The sequence below is a fragment of the uncultured Phyllobacterium sp. genome (genome assembly GCF_902479695.1).
In the GTDB taxonomy this organism is placed as follows: Bacteria; Pseudomonadota; Alphaproteobacteria; order Rhizobiales; family Rhizobiaceae; genus Phyllobacterium; species Phyllobacterium calauticae.
In genome coordinates this window covers 29,231-45,316 of record NZ_CABSQF010000038.1, presented here as the reverse complement: position 1 = coordinate 45,316, position 16,086 = coordinate 29,231, and the positions used below count along the sequence as shown (strand labels likewise).

General features: G+C 59.4%; 13 protein-coding genes and 1 tRNA gene. 7 read left to right on the top strand and 7 right to left on the bottom strand.

Annotated features, from left to right (window positions below; translation table 11 throughout):
* On the bottom strand, positions 1-772 hold a 772-nt coding region (locus RDL77_RS19400), incomplete at its 3' end, for a glutamate synthase subunit beta (RefSeq protein WP_288194350.1).
* 114 nt (positions 773-886) lie between these two features.
* A complete protein-coding gene (gene gltB / locus RDL77_RS19395) occupies positions 887-5,605 on the bottom strand; it encodes a glutamate synthase large subunit (RefSeq protein ID WP_288194348.1) in 4,719 nt (1,572 codons plus the stop codon).
* A 453-nt stretch (positions 5,606-6,058) separates the two neighbouring features.
* On the opposite strand from gltB, the gene RDL77_RS19390 reads away from it, so the two are divergent.
* Positions 6,059-7,108: a low specificity L-threonine aldolase gene (locus RDL77_RS19390; RefSeq protein ID WP_288194347.1), complete on the top strand. Its 1,050-nt coding sequence runs from the start codon at positions 6,059-6,061 to the stop codon at positions 7,106-7,108.
* 47 nt (positions 7,109-7,155) lie between these two features.
* Here RDL77_RS19390 and RDL77_RS19385 read toward each other — a convergent pair whose 3' ends face one another.
* Entirely contained in the window at positions 7,156-7,626 is a 471-nt protein-coding gene (locus RDL77_RS19385) for an Hsp20 family protein (protein ID WP_223615964.1), read from the bottom strand.
* A gap of 298 nt (positions 7,627-7,924) precedes the next feature.
* Between RDL77_RS19385 and RDL77_RS19380 the strand changes: the two genes are divergently transcribed.
* Together RDL77_RS19380 and RDL77_RS19375 are read left to right on the top strand one after the other, a co-directional pair.
* A complete protein-coding gene (locus tag RDL77_RS19380) occupies positions 7,925-8,374 on the top strand; it encodes a hypothetical protein (RefSeq protein WP_288194346.1) in 450 nt (149 codons plus the stop codon).
* A gap of 194 nt (positions 8,375-8,568) precedes the next feature.
* Positions 8,569-9,546, top strand: coding sequence for an alpha/beta fold hydrolase (locus tag RDL77_RS19375; protein WP_223615962.1), 978 nt, complete (start codon positions 8,569-8,571; stop codon positions 9,544-9,546).
* A gap of 10 nt (positions 9,547-9,556) precedes the next feature.
* Here the strand turns inward: RDL77_RS19375 and hisN are convergent, their stop codons facing one another.
* The gene (hisN, locus tag RDL77_RS19370) at positions 9,557-10,330 is read right to left on the bottom strand and encodes a histidinol-phosphatase (RefSeq protein ID WP_288194345.1); all 774 of its coding nucleotides are present in this window, start codon (positions 10,328-10,330) and stop codon (positions 9,557-9,559) included.
* Positions 10,331-10,579: 249 nt separating this feature from the next.
* Positions 10,580-11,470, bottom strand: a complete 891-nt coding sequence (locus tag RDL77_RS19365) for an N-formylglutamate amidohydrolase (protein WP_223615960.1) — start codon at positions 11,468-11,470, stop codon at positions 10,580-10,582.
* A 275-nt stretch (positions 11,471-11,745) separates the two neighbouring features.
* Between RDL77_RS19365 and cpdR the strand changes: the two genes are divergently transcribed.
* Both cpdR and RDL77_RS19355 read left to right on the top strand, forming a co-directional pair.
* The gene (gene cpdR / locus RDL77_RS19360) at positions 11,746-12,108 is read left to right on the top strand and encodes a cell cycle two-component system response regulator CpdR (RefSeq protein ID WP_091878276.1); all 363 of its coding nucleotides are present in this window, start codon (positions 11,746-11,748) and stop codon (positions 12,106-12,108) included.
* 101 nt (positions 12,109-12,209) lie between these two features.
* A tRNA-Val gene (locus RDL77_RS19355) sits at positions 12,210-12,284 on the top strand.
* A 94-nt stretch (positions 12,285-12,378) separates the two neighbouring features.
* On the opposite strand, the gene RDL77_RS19350 is transcribed toward RDL77_RS19355, so the two are convergent.
* Positions 12,379-13,338 carry an NAD(P)H-binding protein gene (locus RDL77_RS19350; protein ID WP_288194344.1) on the bottom strand — a complete coding sequence of 320 codons (960 nt, stop codon included), beginning with the start codon at positions 13,336-13,338 and terminating at the stop codon, positions 12,379-12,381.
* 88 nt (positions 13,339-13,426) lie between these two features.
* Between RDL77_RS19350 and RDL77_RS19345 the strand changes: the two genes are divergently transcribed.
* Together RDL77_RS19345 and RDL77_RS19340 are read left to right on the top strand one after the other, a co-directional pair.
* Positions 13,427-14,347: a LysR family transcriptional regulator gene (locus RDL77_RS19345; protein WP_288194342.1), complete on the top strand. Its 921-nt coding sequence runs from the start codon at positions 13,427-13,429 to the stop codon at positions 14,345-14,347.
* Between the two features lie 71 nt (positions 14,348-14,418).
* On the top strand, positions 14,419-14,901 hold the full coding sequence (locus RDL77_RS19340; RefSeq protein ID WP_223615957.1) for a MaoC family dehydratase: 483 nt from the start codon (positions 14,419-14,421) through the stop codon (positions 14,899-14,901).
* Here RDL77_RS19340 and RDL77_RS19335 read toward each other — a convergent pair whose 3' ends face one another.
* Positions 14,902-16,086 carry an alpha/beta hydrolase gene (locus RDL77_RS19335; protein ID WP_223615956.1) on the bottom strand — a complete coding sequence of 395 codons (1,185 nt, stop codon included), beginning with the start codon at positions 16,084-16,086 and terminating at the stop codon, positions 14,902-14,904.

Below are 16,086 nucleotides of genomic sequence, written 5' to 3'. Positions count from 1 at the left end.
CGTGGACGCCGTCGAGCTCGGCACCCGGAATGCCCGCAGGGCGCGGCGTTTCGGCGCCGCCGCAATAGAGCACCGCATCATAGGTATCGAGCAGTTCCTGCACCGGCTTGTCGATGCCGACATTGACGCCGTAGAAGAAGGTGACACCCTCGCCTTCCATCTGCGCCACGCGGCGGTCGATGAAGTGCTTTTCCATCTTGAAATCGGGAATGCCATAGCGCAGCAGGCCGCCTGCACGGCTTTCGCGCTCGTAGACATGCACTTCATGGCCCGCGCGGGCAAGCTGCTGGGCAGCCGCCAAGCCTGCCGGGCCGGAGCCGATGACGGCCACTTTCCTGCCGGTCTTCGACGCAGCGGGCTGCGGGATGATAAAGCCCTTTTCATAGGCCTTGTCGGCAATCGCCTGCTCCACCGTCTTGATGGACACCGGCACGTCTTCCAGGTTCAGCGTGCAGGCTTCCTCGCACGGGGCCGGGCAGATGCGGCCGGTGAATTCCGGGAAATTGTTGGTGGAATGCAGGTTGCGGATCGCCTCATCCCAGTTGTCGTTGTAGACGAGATCGTTCCAATCTGGAATCTGGTTGTGAATCGGGCAGCCGGTCGGCCCGTGGCAGAACGGGATACCGCAATCCATGCAGCGGGCCGCCTGCTTCTTCACTTCGCCATCGGTCATGGGAATGGTGAATTCCCGGAAATGGCGAATGCGGTCAGACGCGGGCTGATACTTTCCGACCTGCCGGTCGATCTCGAGAAAACCTGTAACCTTACCCATAAAACTGCTCCCCTCACCCTTGGAGGACCACCCGTTCCCGTGTTGGGTCTGGGCAGCATTGGACCCCATGCCGAGCATCATTGTGATGACGCTCGAAGCAGGAGTGCGTTGATTTTATTCCGCTGCGACACCCATCCGCATGCGCTCCATGTCTTCGAGCGCCCGGCGGTATTCGACCGGCATGACTTTCACGAATTTCGGCCGGAAGGCTTCCCAATTGTCGAGAATTTCCTTCGCCCGGCCCGAGCCCGTGTAATGCATGTGGTTCGAGATGAGCTGCACGAGGCGTTCCTCGTCATGCCTGGTCATATTGGCCGAGACATCGACGCGGCCCTTATGGGCCAGATCGCCGCCGTGATGGTGCAGTTTTTCGAGGATATCGTCCTCTTCCGGCACCGGCTCCAGCTCGACCATCGCCATGTTGCAGCGCTGGGCAAAATCACCGGCTTCATCGAGCACATAAGCCACGCCCCCGGACATACCGGCCGCGAAGTTGCGTCCCGTCTGGCCGATGACCACGACGACACCGCCGGTCATGTATTCGCAGCCATGATCGCCCGTGCCTTCGACCACCGCGATGGCGCCGGAGTTGCGGACGGCAAAGCGTTCGCCCGCGACGCCGCGGAAATAGGCTTCGCCTTCGATGGCCCCGTACAGCACGGTATTGCCGACGATGATGGAATTCTCCGGCACGATTTTCGTGTTGTCCGGCGGGCGAATAACGATGCGTCCGCCGCACAGGCCCTTGCCGACATAGTCATTGCCGTCGCCGATCAGCTCGAACGAAATGCCGCGTGCGAGGAATGCCGCGAAGGACTGCCCGGCCGTCCCGGTGAACGTGACCGAGATCGTGTCTTCCTTCAGACCCTTGTGCCGGTAGCGCTTGGCTACCTCACCCGACAGCATCGCCCCTGCAGAACGATCAACATTCTTGATCGGCATTTCGATCCTGACCGGAAGCTTGCTTTCGAGCGCAGGCATTGCCTGTTCGATCAGCTTGCGATCCAGGATATCGACGATCGGATGGTTCTGCCGTTCGGTCCAGCGCGTCTTTTCCTCCGGCGCTTCCGGCTTGTGGAAGATGCGGGTGAAATCGAGACCCTTGGCTTTCCAGTGATCGATCATCTCTCGCTTTTCGAGCAGTTCGGCCTTGCCGACGATCTCTTCCAGCCGGGTATAACCCATGTCGGCCAGGAACTGCCGCACTTCTTCTGCCATGAAGAAGAAGAAGTTGATGACGTGTTCCGGCGTGCCCTTGAAGCGCTTGCGCAGGACCGGATCCTGCGTTGCCACGCCGACCGGGCAGGTGTTGAGATGGCACTTGCGCATCATGATGCAGCCGGCGGAAATCAGCGGCGCCGTGGAGAAGCCGAATTCGTCGGCGCCCAGCAGGGCTCCGATGATCACGTCGCGGCCGGTGCGCAGACCGCCATCGACCTGCAGGGCGATACGCGAGCGCAGGCCGTTGAGCACCAGCGTCTGCTGGGTCTCGGCAAGGCCCATTTCCCACGGGGAACCGGCATGCTTGAGCGATGTGAGCGGCGATGCACCCGTGCCGCCGTCATAGCCCGATATGGTGATATGGTCAGCGCGCGCCTTGGCAACGCCGGCCGCAACCGTACCGACACCGACTTCCGACACCAGCTTGACCGAAACATCGGCTTCAGGGTTGACGTTCTTCAGATCGTAGATGAGCTGCGCCAGATCCTCGATGGAATAGATGTCATGGTGCGGCGGCGGCGAAATCAGCCCGACACCCGGCGTGGAGTGGCGGGTCTTGGCAACCGTCGCATCGACCTTGTGGCCGGGCAGTTGGCCGCCCTCGCCGGGCTTGGCACCCTGCGCCACCTTGATCTGCATCATGTCGGAGTTGACGAGATATTCGGTCGTCACGCCAAAGCGTCCCGATGCGACCTGCTTGATGGCCGAGCGTTCGGGGTTCGGCTTGCCGTCCGGCAGCGGATAGAAACGATCCGGCTCCTCACCGCCCTCACCCGTGTTCGACTTACCGCCGATCCGGTTCATGGCAATGGCAAGGGTGGTGTGCGCCTCGCGGCTGATCGAGCCGAACGACATGGCGCCGGTCGAGAACCGCTTGACGATTTCCTTGGCGGGCTCGACATCGTCGATGGAGACAGGCTTGCGTCCGGCATCTCCAGCCATCCTGATCTTGAAGAGACCGCGGATTGTCTGGGCGCGGGCCGACTCGCTGTTCACGAGGTCGGAATATTCCTTGAACGTCGAGGCAGAGTCCGTGCGCACCGCGTGCTGCAGTTTGGCTACCGCATCCGGCGACCAGAGATGTGCCTCGCCGCGCATGCGGTAGGCATATTCACCGCCGACATCCAGCGTGCTGAGCAGGACCGGATCATTGCCGAATGCATCGCGGTGGCGGCGCACCGTCTCCTCAGCCACTTCCTCCAGGCCAACACCTTCGATCGTCGTTGCCGTTCCGAAGAAGAAGCGGTCGACGAATTCCGACTTGAGGCCGACCGCATCGAAAATCTGCGCGCCGCAATAGGACTGGTAGGTGGAGATGCCCATCTTGGACATGACCTTGAGAATGCCCTTGCCGATGGACTTGATGTAGCGCGATACGACTTCCTTGGAGTCCACCTCCGGCGGGAACTCGCCGCGCTTGTGCATGTCAAGCAGCGTATCGAAGGCGAGATAAGGATTGATCGCTTCCGCACCATAACCGGCGAGGCAGCAGAAATGATGCACTTCGCGCGGCTCGCCCGATTCCACGACGAGGCCGACCGATGTGCGCTGGCCCTTGCGGATGAGGTGATGGTGAACCGCCGCCGTTGCCAGCAGTGCCGGGATCGGAATCCGGTCCGGCCCGACCTGACGGTCGGAGAGGATGATGATGTTGTAACCGCCATGCACGGCCGCCTCGGCGCGTTCGCACAGACGCTCCAGCGCACCGGCCATGCCAGCCGCGCCTTCCTCGACATTATAGGCGATATCCAGTGTCTTCGTATCGAAGCGGTCTTCCGTGTGGCCGATGGAGCGGATCTTTTCCAGATCACCATTGGTCAGGATCGGCTGGCGCACTTCCAGACGCTTGCGGCGGGACGTGCCGACCAGATCGAAAATGTTCGGACGCGGACCGATGAACGAAACAAGGCTCATCACCAGTTCCTCGCGGATCGGATCGATCGGCGGGTTGGTGACCTGCGCAAAGTTCTGCTTGAAATAGGTGTAGAGCATCTTCGACTTGTCGGACATGGCCGAGATCGGCGTGTCCGTACCCATCGAGCCGATGGCTTCCTGCCCTGTCGTCGCCATCGGCGACATCAGCAGCTTGGTATCTTCCTGCGTATAACCGAAGGACTGCTGGCGGTCGAGCAGGCTGACATCCTTGCGCAGCGCGCGCGGCTCGACCGGGCTCAGCTCTTCAAGAATGAGCTGGGTGTTCTTCAGCCATGTCTTGTAGGGATGCCGGTTGGCGATCTCGGACTTGATCGTGTCGTCGGAGACGATTTCGCCCTTTTCCATGTCGATCAGCAGCATGCGGCCGGGCTGAAGCCGCCACTTCTTGACGATCTTTTCTTCCGGAACCGGCAGCACGCCAGCTTCCGACGCCATGATGACGAAATCATCGTCGGTGACGATATAGCGGGCCGGACGCAGACCGTTGCGGTCGAGCGTCGCGCCGATCTGGCGGCCATCGGTGAAGGCAACCGCCGCCGGGCCATCCCATGGTTCCATCAGGGCGGCATGATATTCGTAGAACGCCTTGCGGTCGTCCGACATCAGCTTGTTGCCCGACCATGCCTCGGGAATGAGCATCATCATCGAATGGGCGAGCGAGTAGCCGCCCTGGAACAGGAATTCCAGTGCGTTGTCGAAACAGGCCGTATCGGACTGGCCTTCATAGGAGATCGGCCAGAGCTTCGAGATGTCGTTGCCGAAGAATTCGCTGTCGACCGACGCCTGACGCGCCGCCATCCAGTTGACGTTGCCGCGCAGGGTGTTGATTTCACCATTATGCGCAACCATGCGGTAGGGATGCGCCAGCTTCCATGACGGGAAGGTGTTGGTCGAGAACCGCTGATGCACCAGCGCCACCGCGCTGACGAAACGCGGATCCTTCAGGTCCTTGTAATAGGCGCCGACCTGATAGGCGAGGAACATGCCCTTGTAGACGATGGTGCGCGCCGACATGGACACGACATAGAAGTCGCTCTCCTTGCCGCCATTCTCCTGATAGATGCGGTTGGAAATCACCTTGCGCAGGATAAACAGCCGGCCTTCGAAATCCTCATTGGATTCGATGTTCGGGTTGCGCCCGATGAACACCTGGCGGTGGAACGGTTCCGTCGCCGCGATATGCGGCGCCTTGGACAGGGACGAATTGTCGACGGGAACATCGCGGAAGCCGATCAGCGTCTGGCCTTCCGAGGCGATCACTTCCGTGATGACGGTTTCGATATGGGCGCGCTCTTCGGCATCCTGCGGCATGAACAGATAACCGACGGCGTAATGATTGACCGGCGGCAGCTCGACACCCTTTTCGGCCCATTCCGCGCGGAAAAACGCATCGGGAATCTGCACGAGCATGCCTGCGCCATCGCCCATCAGCGGGTCGGCGCCGACGGCACCGCGATGCGTCAGGTTTTCGAGCATGAACAGCCCGTCTTCAATGATCTTGTGCGACTTGACGCCCTTCATATGCGCGACGAAGCCGACGCCGCAGGCGTCATGTTCATTGCGCGGGTCGTACAAGCCTTGTCGGGTGGGAATGCCGGACGATTTATTGGTTTTGACCGCACGGTTCTGTACGGCCTGAGCAAGTTCAGTCGTTACAGATGGCGTCAAATCCGACATCGTCAATCCCTCCAAATGGGCCCCTTGGGGCGGTCAATTCCTCGCGGGACGGAATAGCATATATTCCTGCCCCTTCTGGTGCGGCATATCTTCCGGTTGCAAACTGCGGTCACCATTTTGAGGACGGAAGCACCCTTGCTTGCCATCCCGCGCTTGGATCGCGCAAATTAGGACAGCATTGCTGTCATATCCTCGTATGCCAGAATAATTCCAAACAAACAAGATGGAAAAGCAAAAAATAACAGCATTGGACGAAATATCATTGCGCAAACATCGGGTGATTTATGCATTTCATTTCGAGGCAGGCGTTTTCCCCTAAATAAGCAAGGAAAAACAGATGGTTCCGCCACGCACCCCGAAAATCCCTCGCGGGAAAGACATCATCTTCTGCTTTCCAGCCCGCGGGGAAAAGCGTAAGCGTGGCGGCGTCAGTTTCACATCCGAGGTTGTTTCATGCTTTTCGCATCCGATAATTGGGCCGGAGCCCATCCGAAAATTGCCGAAAATCTGACCAGACATGCCAGCGGTTTCGCCGCGGCCTATGGCACGGGCGATCTCGACCGCGCCGTCCAGCAGACATTCAGCGCAATTTTCGAGCGCGACGTCGCCGTCTTCTTTGTCGGGACCGGAACAGCGGCCAATTCCCTGGCACAGGCCAGCATCGCCCGCCCGGGCGGCATCACCTTTGCCCACCGCGAAGCGCACATGATTGCGGATGAGGCCGGCGCACCGGGATTTTTCGCGAGCGGAGCACGGGTCCAGGCCATCGACGGGCCGACAGGCCGCATCGATATTGCCAATCTGCAAGCGGCGATGAACGGCTTTCCCGAAGGCCACGTTCATGCAGGCCAGCCGATGAGCGTTTCGATCACGCAGTCGACCGAGAGCGGCACAATTTATGAACTGGCCGAGATCGCCGCCATCTCAGCCATCTGCAAGGAAAATGGCCTGCCGCTGCACATGGATGGCGCGCGTTTTGCCAATGCGCTTGTCTCGCTTGGCTGTTCCCCCGCGGAAATGACCTGGAAGCAGGGCGTCGATATCCTGTCTTTCGGCGGCACCAAGAACGGCTGCTGGTGTGCCGAAGCACTGGTTTTCATGAACCCCGAACAGGCAAGGCAGATGCCTTATATCCGCATGCGGTCGGCGCAGAATTTTTCAAAATCCCGCTTCATCGCGGCGCAGTTCGAGGCTTATTTTGCCGACGGGCTGTGGCTGGAGACCGCAGCCCATGCCAATGCCAAGGCGGCGGAACTGGCAAAGCTGATCAGCAATTCGAACGATCTGCGTCTCGCCTGGCAGCCGCGCGCCAATGAAGTGTTCGCGATCATGAAAAAGCAGACATCGGCAAAACTGCAGGCGGCAGGCGCCGTTTTCTATGACTGGCACACGCCCCATGCCGAAAAGGGCCATGTTGCCGAAGACGAGACGATCACCCGTTTTGTCACGAGCTTTGCCACGACCTCCGAGGACATCAGCCGCTTCGGCGACCTGATCGCATAAAAAAAGCGGCGCAAACGCGCCGCTTCTTTCACTCCGGCTTTCAGAGCTTAGTGCGCAGTCTTGGCTTCGATCTGCTTGGCTGTCTTTTCCGACAGGGCAGTGACAGCGATCTTGCGCGGCTTCATTTCCTCGGGAATTTCGCGCTTGAGATCAATGTGCAGCAAGCCGTTTTTCAGGCTGGCACCACTGACTTCAACGAAATCGGCAAGGTGGAAGCGGCGTTCGAACGCGCGGGAAGCAATGCCGCGATACAGGGTTTCGGCATTATCGTCCGATGTTTCGGCAGCCTTCTCGCCGGTCACCTTGAGCTGGTTGCGATGGGCTTCGATCTGGATTTCGTCTTCCGAGAAGCCGGCAACGGCCATTGTGATGCGGTAGGTGTTCTCGCCTGTCCGCTCGATATTGTAGGGCGGATAGGACTGGGCACCGTCTGGCTGAGCCAGCGAGTCGAGGATGGTGAAAAGCCGGTCAAAACCGACAGTCGAACGATAGAGTGGGGAAAAATCCACGTGACGCATAGTAAGCCCTCCTTTAGAGCGACAATGTTGCGTGTTCTGGCTCGTCAAGTGACTCCCTCAATCGGCAAGTCCCGCTGAACCAGTGACCCCGTTATGGCGGTCACAACAGGTATTTGGGAAACGGCCAAAGCCATTTCAAGCCCCCTTTTGCTGCCGAATGTTCCGGTTTTTACACATTCGAACGCGTCCCGCAGCGATGAACGCCAGATGAACGCGCCCTTCGGGATACGTTCACACGCCCTCCCCTATAAACACATCCAACGCCGGGATTTGACCGGCAAGAGACGAGGACAAGATGATGAAAAAGACTGTTCTGGCACTGACCGCCACCGCCCTGCTGGTCACAGGCTTTTCTGCCTCGGCCATGGCCGACGACTTCACCTATCGCGGTGACCGGGCAATCTACATGGATGACCGCGGTGACATGGATGGCCTGCTCGTTCAGGACCGCCGCTTCTATGGTGATCGGCGTGGAGAATGGCGCCGCGATGAGCGCTTCCGCGACCAGATCGGTCCGCGCGAAGTAACCCGCATGCTGGAGCGCCGCGGCTACCGTGTCCGCGATGTGAACTTCGAACGCGGCCGTTATTTTGTCCAGGCATGGCGCCGCGGCACGCCGGTTCTGGTCACCGTGTCCCGCGATGGCGACATTCTCGATACCCGTGTGATGGGCGATCGGCGCGGCTACCGCGACCGCCGTAGCGACAACGGGTTCAGCATCGAGATCCGCCCGGCGAACGGCTACTGATTTCCTGAGATCGTTCCAGGTGTAACGTCCCTTCCGCCTGGAATGTACTGACCGGAAGCCCTCCCAAGGGTTTCCGGTCATTTTTTTGTTTTTACGAGAACCCGGTTTGACCTTTATTGCCATGCATTTTATCAAAAGATGCAAATGCACCCGTGTGATCCCCTCATGGGCGGGACGAGGACTGACCGGTATTCATGACCCATCCGCTTGTCGAAACAGCCGCCAACCCGACACCGCAGGATGCCCGCGTTGCCGCATTGCCGCTCAAGGGCGGCAGGCAGTTGCGCTACGCGATTTTCCCCGCCACCACCCATCCCGTCCAGGGCACCGTGATCATCCTGCAGGGCCGCAACGAATGCATTGAAAAATACTTCGAGACCATCCGTGACATTGCCAAGCGGGGTTTTGCCGTGGCCACCTTCGACTGGCGCGGCCAGGGCGGATCGAGCCGCCTGCTGAAGGACCCGCTGCGCGGCCATGTCCGGAGTTTCGACCATTATGCGGCCGACTTCGAGCTGCTGTTCGAAAGCGTGCTCCTGCCCGACTGCCGCGGACCGTTTTACGTGCTGGCCCATTCCACCGGCGCGCTGGCAGCGCTTCTCGCAGCGCCTGCCCTGGCAAACCGCATCCGCCGCATGGTGCTGATGGTGCCGCTACTCGACGTCAACGGCAGCCGGATCGGCAAGATTCTGCTCAGCGCCGTCGCCAATAGCCTGCGGCTGACCGGTCTCGGCGGGATGTATATCCGCGGCGGCAAGCCGATGATCAAACCCTTCGCCCTCAACGAGGTTACATCGGACGCCGCGCGCTACCTGCGCAACAGCGAAATACTGAAAACCGCGCCGGAGCTCGCCATTGGCGGCCCGACGGCCGGATGGATCGCCTCGGCGGCCAAGGCGATCAAACGCGTGACGAACCCCGATTATATCGAGGCGATCCGCATCCCCAGCCTTGTCGTCGCCGCCGGGGCGGACAGCGTTGTGTCCACCCCGGCAATCGAACGGTTCGCCCTGCAATTGCGCAATGCGACACTGATCACCATCGACGGCGCCAAGCATGAAATCCTGCAGGAAAAGGATTTTTACCGCGAACAGTTTTTCGCGGCATTCGATGCCTTCATTCCCGGAACCGGCGGCGACATGGCCGGAATCGAGAACGAACAGGCCACGTAGATGTGAGCTTTCAGCGGTTGAGAAGCTCCAGCGCCTGCGCGTGCAGTTCCTTTGAGCCCGCCGCCACGATATCGCCGGCCTTTTCCGCCGGGCCGCCATCCCAATTGGTGATGACACCGCCCGCCTTTTCGATGATCGGCACCAGCGCAACGATATCGTAGGGATGCAAGGCGGTCTCCACCACCAGATCGACGAAACCGGCGGCAATCATGGCATAGCCATAGCAGTCGGCGCCGTAACGCGGCATGCGCACGCTGCGCTCCACACGGTCATAGGCCTCGCGCTTCTTGTCCTTGAACAGCGCTGGTGTCGTGGTGAACAGCGTGGCCTGGGCGATATCCGGATTCTGCCGGGTTTTCAGCTGGCGCGCGCCACCCGGTCCCTCGTAATAGGATGCCGTGCCGTCGCACATGAACAGCTCACCGGTGAAGGGCTGCGCCATGACGCCGGCCACCGCATCGCCATCGATGGTCAAGCCCGCAAGCGTGCCCCACACCGGCAGGCCTGAAATGAAGGCGCGCGTGCCGTCGATGGGATCGATCACCCAGACATGCGAGGCGTCGAGATTTTCCGAACCGAACTCCTCGCCCATGATGCCGTGAGCGGGAAAGGTGCTGTTGATCAGCGCGCGAATCGCCCGTTCGGCCTCCCTGTCGGCCTCGGTGACCGGGTCGAATCCCACCTGATATTTGTTGTCGATGGACGAAACGGTGCGAAAGCGGGGCAATGTCTGCGCTGCCGCAACCTCGGCAATCCGCCGCAAAAACGAAAGTTCAATGGCCAAAATGGTTCCTCGCGATCAAAATTTTCTCATTTACCTGCATTGTCGGCTAAATTATTGCATTTTTTTTAGGCACATAATTATCGTGCTTAAAAAAACGCACAAATCACTTGACATTTGTGCGATGCAGCATAGATTGGTTAACAGACGGGGTGACCTGTCTATGCCCTCCTTGGGCGTTTCCTCCCTAGACTTGGACCGCGCACTTGCGCGGTCTTTTTTTGTTTGCAGACGGGCAACAGCAACAAGACCCTATTCCGCCGCGAGCGGCACATCGAGGAAGTGGAAGTCCGGCAGCGAAACGAGATCGGCCAGGAACTGGCTGATATCGCGCTGCAGCTGCCCGAAGCCCGATTTGCGCTCGTAATTGTGCTCATTGAGATAAAGGCCGCGATTGACCTCGATCTGCAATGCGTGGAAACGCTTGAGCGGACGCCCGTAATGTTCGGTGATGTAACCGCCCGCATAGGGCTTGTTGTGCGCCACCGCATAGCCCATCTCGCGCAGGAGGTGGATGGCGGTGTGCGTCAATTCCGGCGAACAGCTGGTGCCGAACCGGTCCCCGATGATGAAATCCGGGCGCAGGCCGCTTTCCGGAAACCGGATGCCGGTGGGCATGGAATGGCAATCGACGAGAACGCCATAGCCAAAACGGCTGCGCGTTTCCACCAGCATCCCGGCAAGCAGCGCATGATAGGGCTTGTAGATTGTGGTGATGCGGCCGAGCGCTTCCTCGACAGGCAGTTTCTGCGCGTAGATTTCCTGCCCTTCGCCGACAAGGCGCGGAACGGTGCCAAGACCGCCGGCAACCCGGGCCGAATTTGCATTGGCATAGGAGGGAAGCGAATCGCTGAACATCTTCGCGTCGAGTTCATAGGGCTCGCGGTTGACGTCGAGATAGGCGCGGGGGAAATGCGCCACCAGCATCGGCGCACCGAGCATGACGCTGGCAGCAAAGAGCTGGTCGACAAAACAGTCTTCCGAGCGGCGAATCGTTTGCGCATCGAGCTGCGACTGCTGCAGGAAGGCCGGCGGATAGACCTGACCGCTGTGCGGCGAATTGAACACAAACGGAATACGCTGGTCAGCCGGCCGGCGCAGTTCATAGGGCAGCTTGTCAGGGAAATCGCGCTCGAGGGTCATCATTCACTTCGACGGTTTGCTTGAATATGCCGTTACTTTAGAGCAACTTCGCCCCGGAGGGAATTGATCAGCCGCCAAAGGCAGCGGAACTTTTCCGGGCTGACCGGACCAAGCGCATTCTTCAGCCGCCCGGCTGCGATCTTGCTCGACTTTTCCGGGGTTCCCCCTTATTTTCAGCAAATCATTCACGCGATCTTTACCAAAAAAGCGTCTTGTTAAGCATGATGGGGCGCCTGTCTGGGGATGATCAGGCGACAGACAATTCGGACGGACTGATGAAGAGAATCCTGCTAGCAGAAGATGACAATGACATGCGGCGCTTCCTGGTGAAGGCGCTGGAGAAGGCAGGATATCACGTCACGCCTTTCGACAATGGCGCAAGCGCCTACGACCGGTTGCGCGAAGAGCCGTTTTCACTGCTGCTCACCGACATTGTCATGCCGGAGATGGACGGCATCGAGCTGGCACGCCGTGCGTCGGAAATCGACCCGGATCTGAAAATCATGTTCATCACCGGCTTTGCCGCCGTGGCGCTGAATTCCGATTCGAAAGCGCCGAAGGATGCGAAAGTGCTTTCCAAGCCTTTCCACCTGCGCGATCTCGTCAATGAGATCGAAAAAATGCTGGTAGCGGCCTGATCAAAGGCCCTATCTGCCTGCTCCGGTGAAGAAAGCCTGATAACTTCTTCCAACCCTATTGACGGACCGGAATCAATATGGTGTATGCGCCCCTGTCGGATGGGCGTGTAGCTCAGCGGGAGAGCACTACGTTGACATCGTAGGGGTCACAGGTTCAATCCCTGTCACGCCCACCATCCGAACTTCCCTGAACCATATTCTGTTTTGCATCTGCGGTTCGTGGCAGCTTTGCCGCGTGAAGGCGAAACCGGCCAAAGGCAACCCGGGCTGTCAGAGACAGCCGAGGTCAGCCAGTGTCTGCCGTACTGCCTCGTCGATCGGTGTCCTTGGCTCGGCTCCGAGCGTACCCACCAGCCGCGTGTTCGTCATGCGCAGCGGTTGCTTCCACAGATACCGCATCTCCTTCAACTCATGCATGAACGCATTGAAGGGTGCCATGATCGGCACGATCCACCACGGAAACGATCTGACCTTCACCGGGCGGCCAACCACACGCCTGATGGCGGCTGCCATCTGCATGCCATCCGCATCCCAGAAGCCTTCCATGTGATAGACCGCAAAACGGGGAAGGGTTTCCGCCCGGTCGACCAGTTGAGCCATTGTTTCAGCGACATCGGGAAGAAACGCCCATTGATGCCCGATTCCGCGCCTTGAAGGGTTGCTGACGAGCGATACCGGCTTTCCCGGCGTGACAAGCCCTTGCGAGAACCAGTTGTTTGCGGCCTTCGGACCAAAGAAATCACCAGCGCGCACGATCAGGACATCGAGACCGGATGCGGAAGCATCCTTCAGACGCTGCTCCATCATGACACGCAGCCTGCCTTTTCGCGTGACGGGATGTTGCGGACTGTCCTCGCCCAGAACCGGAAAGGCATCGGGTCCGAAATTATAGACAGTGCCGGGCAGAAGCACGCGGGCGCCCACCTGTTTTGCCGCAGCGATGGTATTGTCGAGCATGGGCACAACAAGCTTCTCCCAGTCCCGGTATCCGGGCGGGTTGACGGCATGGACGATCAGGGACACGCCCTCTGCTGCCTTGCTGACATCCACCGGATTGAGGGCGTCACCCGCAATCCATTCAAAATCACCCGCGGCTTTCCCGGCCTTGCCGATGTCGCGCGTCAGGGCCTTGATATGCCAGCCTCGCTTCAGGAGGTTGCGTGCTACCGCACCGCCGATGCCACCTGTTGCACCCAATACAAGCGCCATCTTCTGTTCTGTTGATTGCATGCGCGTTTTCTCCGTTGTCTCGGCGACAGTGCACCAGCAATAAGATAAACAAAATTGACAAAATTCCTTGACTAGCTATACATAAATAATGCAACAGATGCCGAACTGGGATCTTTACTGGACTTTTCTTCATGTCATCCGGCAAGGCTCACTGTCGGCAGCGGCGCGCGAGCTCGGTTTGACACAGCCTACCGTGGGACGGCATATCGATACGCTGGAGGACCTTATTGGCGCCCAGCTCTTCACCCGCTCGCCGAACGGCCTGCTTGCAACCGATGCCGCGCTGGAATTGCAACCCTACGCTGCCGCCATGGCTGCCAATGCCGCGGCACTTGTCCGTCTGGCAACAGCACAGCGTGACGCGGTGGAAGGCACGGTACGCATTGGCGCAAGCGAGGTTATCGGCACCGAAGTTCTCCCACAGATACTTGCGCCACTGCTTGAGACATATCCCGCCTTGCACATCGAATTATCCGCCTCCGATACGGTCGAAAATCTCTTGAACCGCGAGGTTGATATTGCTGTCAGAATGGCAGAGCCCACGCAGGAGGCGCTGCTTGTGCGCAATGTCGGGGGCATTTCGCTCGGGCTCTACGCGCACCGTGCCTATCTTGCCAGATACGGCGCGCCCCGCACGCTGGCAGAATTGAAAAATCACCGGCTCATCGGGTTCGACAGACAGACCGCCTTCATACGCAGCATCGAGAAACGTTTTCCGATGTCGCATGAGCTTGAGTTCAGCTATCGCACGGACAACAATCTGGCCCAACTCGCCGCTATCCGATCAGGAATTGGCATCGGCATATGCCAGGACAGTCTCGGCCAGGCAAATCCCGACCTCGTGTGCCTGCTGCCCGACGCGTTTTCGATCGTACTTCCGACCTGGATCGCCATGCACGAAAACCTGCGGTCTTCACACCGCTTTCGGCTGATCTTCGATACGCTGATCAGAGGCATGCTTGCCCATATTGAACTGGCGTCAAGCAAGACGGCAGCGCGCAAGGGATGACATTTGGCTCATAAAAGTCTATCGACAGCCCCATCGATGATCTGATCCAATTTTCGGAAAGCCTTGGAACCATGAAGAACGCTATCACGCTCAAGCAGTTGAAGGCCGGTGTCGGCACAGAAATCGGCTGTTCGGAATGGCGCGTGGTCAGCCAGGACATGATCGACAAGTTTGCCGATGCAACCGATGATCACCAATTCATCCATACCGATCCGGAGCGCGCGGCCAAGGAAACGCCGTTCGGCGGCACCATCGCCCATGGCTTCCTGACCATCTCGCTGCTGTCGACGCTCGCCTATGAGGCATTGCCGATGATCGAAGGCGCGACGATGGGCATCAATTACGGTTTCGACAAGGTACGCTTCATGGCACCGGTCAAATCCGGCAAGCAGGTGCGTGCCCGCTTCAAGCTGGTGGATGCGGATATCCGCCCGTCCGGCCGCGTGCTCAACAACTACGAAGTCACCCTGGAAATCGAAGGCTCGATCAAACCGGCACTCGTTGCCAACTGGCTGACGATTGCCGTGCTCGAGCATCCGCCGGAAATGGACTGATCAGGCGCGGACCGCCTCGACAAGCCGCCCGGCATCGTCCAGCGGCGGCGCACTGTCGCGCACGGCCAGATCCTGGAAGGCAAACGGCCCCTGCACGAACATGCCCATATCGTAGGCATTGCGGATTTGTGCGCCCTTCAGAAACAGAAGGTGCATCTTGAAAAAATTCTTCTTGGCACGCGCATAGCGCTTGGCGCTGTGAATATGCTTGAACCGGATACGCCGGATCAGCGGTTCGGTGCGCGGGATTATCCCCAGCGCCGCCGCCGGGTTCGACCGGTAGAAATGCACGATATCCGCAATGGTCTGATACTCCGCCCACAGAACCGGCGTATCCTGCAGGACAACCCGCACGTCTTCCCGCAAATCCGTTGCACGCGGATGAAAGGCGATCATCAACAGGCACGAGCCGGTCGCTACCAGCGAAACCGGCTGTTGCCTGATGAGCTGCGGCGCACTGCGCCAGACATCGGCAATGGCCTCGACAGCCGGCACCGTGCCAAGGCTGTGCCCGATGATGACCACCTCGTCCGCGCCGCTCTCCCGCAGCTTCTCGGTCAGGTGGTCGGCAAAAGCCTTGCGCCGTTCCAGCAAAGCCGGACTGCGGCGGTAAATCCGGTCTGACGCCGCCGCCCAGTCATCCAAGAGGTAGGAAAGGAACACCTTTTCCCCCGGCCAGCGGATCAGGAGGCGGGCGATGGCGAGCGCAAGGGGAATGGTCCAAAACATGTGGTAGGCGCTGAAACCGCCAAACAATGGTCCAAGCCCGATCAGCAGCGCGACCAGCGAAATGAAACAGGTCAGCGCAAACGGCCACATGAAGAAGATGCAGAACCGCCAGCTTGTGCGCAGATACCGCCAGAAGGTGCCGGTGATGAGAATATCGAGAAACGCCATCAGGCCGGTGGCAAAGCGCGTTACGACATTGCGCGCGGAATAGGCATCGAAGATATCAGCCGTGCCGTACTGGCAGAACTCGGTTTCGACCGTCCAGTTCGCCCCGGTTGTATCAAGCTGCATCGAGGCGATGTTCGGCCCCTCCGGCTGCATGGGCCCCGCTTTGGTTTTCGTGTGCCAGAGCGTGTTGAAATCGGCCGAGGCATTGAGATAGCGCCCGCGCACGGCATCGGGATGCAAGCCTTCATAGCCTGTAAAATTGATAACAAGGCGCTTTTTGACAGCCAT

What these genes read in the sequence shown, in the direction of transcription:
- RDL77_RS19335 (WP_223615956.1), bottom strand. Translation starts at nt 16,086, where the DNA reads ATGGCTGTCAAAAAGCGCCTTGTTATCAATTTTACAGGCTATGAAGGC.
- RDL77_RS19375 (WP_223615962.1), top strand. Translation starts at nt 8,569, where the DNA reads ATGACCCATCCGCTTGTCGAAACAGCCGCCAACCCGACACCGCAGGAT.
- RDL77_RS19365 (WP_223615960.1), bottom strand. Translation starts at nt 11,470, where the DNA reads ATGACCCTCGAGCGCGATTTCCCTGACAAGCTGCCCTATGAACTGCGC.
- cpdR (WP_091878276.1), top strand. Translation starts at nt 11,746, where the DNA reads ATGAAGAGAATCCTGCTAGCAGAAGATGACAATGACATGCGGCGCTTC.
- RDL77_RS19350 (WP_288194344.1), bottom strand. Translation starts at nt 13,338, where the DNA reads ATGCAATCAACAGAACAGAAGATGGCGCTTGTATTGGGTGCAACAGGT.
- RDL77_RS19340 (WP_223615957.1), top strand. Translation starts at nt 14,419, where the DNA reads ATGAAGAACGCTATCACGCTCAAGCAGTTGAAGGCCGGTGTCGGCACA.
- RDL77_RS19380 (WP_288194346.1), top strand. Translation starts at nt 7,925, where the DNA reads ATGAAAAAGACTGTTCTGGCACTGACCGCCACCGCCCTGCTGGTCACA.
- gltB (WP_288194348.1), bottom strand. Translation starts at nt 5,605, where the DNA reads ATGTCGGATTTGACGCCATCTGTAACGACTGAACTTGCTCAGGCCGTA.
- RDL77_RS19390 (WP_288194347.1), top strand. Translation starts at nt 6,059, where the DNA reads ATGCTTTTCGCATCCGATAATTGGGCCGGAGCCCATCCGAAAATTGCC.
- RDL77_RS19385 (WP_223615964.1), bottom strand. Translation starts at nt 7,626, where the DNA reads ATGCGTCACGTGGATTTTTCCCCACTCTATCGTTCGACTGTCGGTTTT.
- RDL77_RS19345 (WP_288194342.1), top strand. Translation starts at nt 13,427, where the DNA reads ATGCAACAGATGCCGAACTGGGATCTTTACTGGACTTTTCTTCATGTC.